The following is a 4,677-nucleotide window of genomic DNA, read 5'->3' as shown; positions in this document are numbered from 1 at the left end:
GCCGCGGTACTCGTCAGCAGCACCGGGACGCCCAGCGCGACACCGGCCGACGCGGCCGTGAGCTGGGCAGCCACGTCCTCGGCGGGGGCGAGGACGACCACCGGAGCTGACACGAAGACCGCGCGCGCGGCCTCGAGGGCGGCGTCGTGCGGTGTCGCCGCCGGGAGGACCGTCGCGGCCTCGGCGGGCGCGGCGACCCGCGCGGACACGGGGGTGGGCGCCGGTGTCGGCGACGGCGACGGCGAGGGTGGGCGGGACGTCGACGACGGGGTGGGCCGGACCGGTGCGTCGTCCGTGCAGCCCGCGAGCGCCAGAAGCACCACGAGGGAGACCACCAGGGCAGCGCGACGTCGGCTGGTCGGCACGGTCCTCCCTCCTCCTCGCGGAATCGACGGCCAGCATAGGAGGGCTCGGCCCAGCGGGCGGACCGGGGGTTCCGTCGTCGGCGACGACGGGCTAGGTTCGGCGACGACAAGCCCCCGGGGAGCGCAGGAGCGCTGAGAGTGCGGCCGGACACCACGTCCCACCCGCAGACCCGTGGAACCTGATCTGGTTGATGCCAGCGTAGGGAGCAGGGCACTGTCGTCGGCCGCGCGCCGGCGGTCGGCGTCCTCCGGGCCGGTCGCGCTGCTGCGCGCCCTCCTGGCGGGACCGGCCGCGGAGCGTCGCCGGCGGCCTCGTGCGGCTGCCCGGGGGTCCACTGCGACACCGGAGGACCCGATGAGCACCCAGACCGACCCGCAGACCCTCGCCCGCGCCACCGCCCTGGGCATCGGCGCCCGGATCTCCCTGCACCCGCACTGCGACGACTACGTCGAGGTCATCACCAGCGCGCTGGCGGCAGCGGACCCCTCCCGCGTCGAGGTCCGCACCGACGACGTGTCGACCCTGCTGCGGGGGACGGAGCACGACGTCCTGCGCTTCGTGCACGAGGTGCTGGCCGCCGCGGGCGAGACGCGCTGGCACGTCGTGGCGCACGTCCAGCTGTCCCGCGGGTGCCCGGGCGAGGTGTCGTGCGAGCTGCCCGACGACGCGCTGCTGGAGGCGGTCGACGTCCCCGAGCTCCTCCCGACGGGTCTGCCCGCGAGCGCGCACTGGGCCCTCTACCCGCTCGACGACACGGGAGGCGACCACCTGGCGCACATCATGAACGCCGTCGCCGCCGCCGGCGCGCGTGCCACCACGACGCCCGAGCACTTCGTCACACGGCTCGACGGCGACCTGGCCGACGTGCTGACCGCCGTCGCGACCGGCTGGCTGGAGGCTGCACGGTACGTCCGGCACGTCGTGGCGCACGTCACCGTCTCCATGCACTCCCCCTCGGCGGGTGCCCGGTGAACCGCGGCCGGATCCCCCTGTCGGAGCTGGTCCTGCTCGCGGTCCTCGCGGTCGTGTCGGGCTTCGTCTACTGGGCGCTGGTGCAGGCGTGGATCGCACTGCAGATCGCGATGGGGCCGTTCGCCGACCTCGCGCAGCACGTGCTCATCGGCGGCTGGATGATCGCCGCACCGCTCGCCCTCTACATCGTGCGTCGCCCCGGGGTGGGCATCGTCGTCGAGCTGGCCGCCGCGCTCGTCGAGGTCGCGTTCCTCGCCTCTCCCGTCGGGCCGATGCTCCTGCTCGTGGGCCTGGTCCAGGGCGCGGGCGCCGAGCTCGCGTTCGCCCTGACCCGGTACCGCCGGTACGGCTGGGGCGTCTTCGTCCTGTCGGGTGCGCTCGCCGGGCTGGCCAGCACCGCGCTGGGCATGGTCCGGTTCGGCTGGCTCACCCAGGACTGGTTCGCCTGGCGGCTGGGCCTGCAGGTGGCCAGCGGGATCCTGCTGTGCGGCGTGGCGGCCAAGCTGGTCGGCGACGCCCTCGCCCGCACGGGCGTGCTGGACAACACGGCGCTCGGCCGGGCACGTCGCCAGGTCGCCCCGGAACCGGTCCCGGTCGCGTGATCGAGGTCCGCGGTCTGGGTGTGACGTTCCCCGGCGCCACCCGCCCGGCGCTGACGGACATCGACCTCGACGTGGCTCCGGGCGAGCAGGTGCTCGTGCTGGCGGCGTCGGGCGGCGGCAAGAGCACCCTCCTGCGGGTGCTGGCCGGCATCGTGCCGCAGGTGCTGGACGCGCACGTGTCCGGTGAGGTCCGCATCGGCGGCCTCGACGCCACCCGGACCCCGACCGCGGACCTCGCCATCCAGGTCGGGACGCTCACGCAGGACCCCTCCGGACAGCTGTGCCTGCCGACCGTCGCCGACGAGGTCGCGTTCGCCCTGGAGAACCGCGGGGTCGACCCGGCACTCATCGGCCCGGCCGTGCAGCGCACGCTCGAGGCTGTCGGCGCCGCACACCTGCTGGACCGGCGCACGTCCGAGCTGTCCGGCGGTGAGGGTCAGCGCGTCGCGCTCGCCGCCGCGCAGGTGGCGGACCCGAGCGTGCTGCTCCTGGACGAGCCGACGGCCCTGCTCGACCCCGCGGCCGCCACGGTGGTGGCGCGAGCCGTGCGGGCCGCCGCGGCCCCCGGGCGCAGCACGGTGCTGGTCGAGCACCGGCTGGACGAGCTGCCGTCGCTGCCGGACCGGGTGCTCGTGCTGGGACGCGACGGACGGGTGCACGCGGACGGCCCGACGCGTCGCGTGCTGCACGAGGACGCGGCCGCCCTGGCCGCCCTCGGCACGTGGCTGCCCCTGTCGGCCGAGCTGGCGGCCGCGGGCGTTCGCGACCTCGGTCGGCTGACCGTCGAGCGGGAGCCGCCGACCCCGCCGGGTCCGCGCGTGCTGACCGCCCGCGGGCTGTGCGTCCGTCGCGGGGGCCGCACGGTCCTGCAGGGCGTGGACCTCGACGTGCAGGCCGGCACGGTGACCGCGGTCGTGGGTCTCAACGGCTCCGGGAAGAGCTCGCTGCTCCTCGCCCTGGCCGGCCTCCTGCCCGCCACCGGCACCGTGACCGGTCGGTCGGTCGGGCTCGTCTTCCAGCACCCCGAGCACCAGCTCCTGGCCCGCACCGTGCGCGACGAGATCGCGTGGGGCCCCCGACGCGCACGGGCGTCCGACGTCGACGCGCGCGTGTCCGACGCCCTGACCGCCTTCCGGCTCACCGGCCTGGAGGACCGGGACCCGTTCCGGCTCTCGGGCGGTCAGCAGCGCCGCCTGTCGCTGGCGGCCATGGCGGCGTGCGGCCACGACGTGCTGCTGGCCGACGAGCCGACCTTCGGGCAGGACCGCCGCACGTCCGCCGCCTGCGCGGACGCGCTGCGGCGGCTCGCCGACGAGGGTCGCGGGGTCGTTCTCGTCACGCACGACCTGCGCCTGGTGGGCGAGGTCGCCGACGAGGTGCTCGTCCTGCGCGCGGGGCGGGTACTGGCGCACGGCCCGGTCGACGCCGTGCTGGCGGACGACGCGCTGCTGCGCCTCGCCGGGCTGCCCCTCCCGCCCCTGCTCGCCGCGTGGCGCACCTCCGGGCGTCCGGTCCGCGCCACCCTGCGGGCACTGCGAGCGGCGACCGCCTCGATGACGGTGCCCGCATGACCGGCCTCGGGCGCGCGCTGCCGCACGAGTCTGTCCTGCACCGGCGCAACCCCACGGTCAAGCTCGCCGTGCTCCTGGTCGTCTCGCTCGTCGTCCTGGTGCCGGTGGACCCGTGGACACCGCTGGCCCTGCTCCTCGTGGCGCTCCCCGCGGTCGTCGCGGCCGGGCGCATCCCGTGGCGGACGCTCGGCGGTGCCGCTCTGGTGTTCGCGCCGTTCGCGCTCTCGTTGGTCGCCGTGAACGCCGTCACGCGCGCCGGTCCGGTGCTGGCGCAGGTCGCCGGGCTGGAGGTGACGCGCACCGGTGTGACGGTCGGCGTCGCGCTCGGTCTGCGCACCGTGCTGGTGGGCAGCCTCGCCGTCGCCTTCACGCTGACCACGGACGGCGCCCGGCTCATGACGAGCCTCCACCAGCACGTCCGCCTCGGCGCCCGTCCCACGTTCGCGGTCCTGGCCGGCTACCGCGTGCTGGAGGACCTGCCCGACCGGTGGACCACGATCCGGCAGGCCCAGTCGGTCCGGGACCCCCGCCGCCGACCGGGCACGCTCCCCCGCGACGCCGGCTCGCTCGGGCGCGCCGCGTTCGCGCTGCTCGTCGTGGCCCTGCGGCAGGGCGAGCGGATGGCGATCGCGATGGAGACCCGCGGGCTCGGCTCGGGACCGCGGACCGTCCACCGTCCGGTGTCGCTGGACCGTCGCGACGCGGTCTTCGCGGCGGTGGTGCTCGGGGTGTGCGGGCTCGTCGTGCTGGCGTCGTGGCGCGCGGGGGTGCTCCGCACGTGGTCCACCGTGTGACGCGCAGGGGTTCCGCGTGCCAACCTCGGCAGATGGGATCCGCGGGCGAGCTGGTGCAGGACTACGTCACCGTCCAGGCCACGCGCCTGCTCGGCACCGTCCTGGGCCTGCGCGACGGGGACGACGACGCGGTGCACGACGCCCGGGTGGCCACGCGCCGGCTGCGGGCCGCGCTGTCGGTGTACCGACCGGTGCTGGACCGCACGGTCACCGACCCGCTCCGCGACGACCTGGCCGACCTCGGGCACGTGCTCGGGGCCGCCCGGGACGCCCACGTCGAGCACCGCGCCCTGCGGCACCGGCTCGCGCACGAGGACCCCGCCACCGTGCTGGGCCCGGTCGAGCAGCGCGTCGACGAGGACCGCACGGCCG

At 76.4% G+C, this 4,677-nt stretch carries 5 protein-coding genes, 1 pseudogene and 1 riboswitch; of the genes and pseudogenes, 5 read left to right on the top strand and 1 reads right to left on the bottom strand.

Going from position 1 to position 4,677, the window contains the following annotated elements; genetic code table 11:
• Nucleotides 1-365 (bottom strand): annotated as a pseudogene (locus RYN42_RS19670) (hypothetical protein); the annotation flags it as partial.
• 105 nt (nucleotides 366-470) lie between these two features.
• Nucleotides 471-588: riboswitch (TPP riboswitch) on the top strand.
• A 132-nt stretch (nucleotides 589-720) separates the two neighbouring features.
• On the opposite strand from RYN42_RS19670, the gene RYN42_RS19665 reads away from it, so the two are divergent.
• From RYN42_RS19665 to RYN42_RS19645, 5 genes are all read left to right on the top strand, one after another.
• Nucleotides 721-1,338: a YkoF family thiamine/hydroxymethylpyrimidine-binding protein gene (locus RYN42_RS19665; RefSeq protein WP_315099165.1), complete on the top strand. Its 618-nt coding sequence runs from the start codon at nucleotides 721-723 to the stop codon at nucleotides 1,336-1,338.
• Nucleotides 1,335-1,940, top strand: a complete 606-nt coding sequence (locus RYN42_RS19660; RefSeq protein ID WP_315099162.1) for an ECF transporter S component — start codon at nucleotides 1,335-1,337, stop codon at nucleotides 1,938-1,940. The genes RYN42_RS19665 and RYN42_RS19660 overlap by 4 nt, the downstream gene beginning before the upstream one ends.
• Entirely contained in the window at nucleotides 1,937-3,511 is a 1,575-nt protein-coding gene (locus tag RYN42_RS19655; RefSeq protein ID WP_315099159.1) for an ABC transporter ATP-binding protein, read from the top strand. The genes RYN42_RS19660 and RYN42_RS19655 overlap by 4 nt, the downstream gene beginning before the upstream one ends.
• Nucleotides 3,508-4,305 carry an energy-coupling factor transporter transmembrane protein EcfT gene (locus RYN42_RS19650; RefSeq protein WP_315099156.1) on the top strand — a complete coding sequence of 266 codons (798 nt, stop codon included), beginning with the start codon at nucleotides 3,508-3,510 and terminating at the stop codon, nucleotides 4,303-4,305. Before RYN42_RS19655 ends, RYN42_RS19650 begins: the two co-directional genes overlap by 4 nt.
• Nucleotides 4,306-4,337: 32 nt before the next feature.
• On the top strand, nucleotides 4,338-4,677 hold a 340-nt coding region (locus tag RYN42_RS19645; RefSeq protein WP_315099151.1), incomplete at its 3' end, for a CHAD domain-containing protein.

Origin of the sequence: uncultured Cellulomonas sp. (genome assembly GCF_963527515.1) — a bacterium.
In the GTDB taxonomy this organism is placed as follows: Bacteria; Actinomycetota; Actinomycetes; order Actinomycetales; family Cellulomonadaceae; genus Cellulomonas.
Note: the sequence above shows the minus strand (reverse complement) of the source record. Positions and strands in the feature narration are given on the sequence as shown.

Coding starts and splice junctions, on each gene's coding strand:
- RYN42_RS19650 (WP_315099156.1), top strand. CDS start 3,508: ATGACCGGCCTCGGGCGCGCGCTGCCGCACGAGTCTGTCCTGCACCGG.
- RYN42_RS19665 (WP_315099165.1), top strand. CDS start 721: ATGAGCACCCAGACCGACCCGCAGACCCTCGCCCGCGCCACCGCCCTG.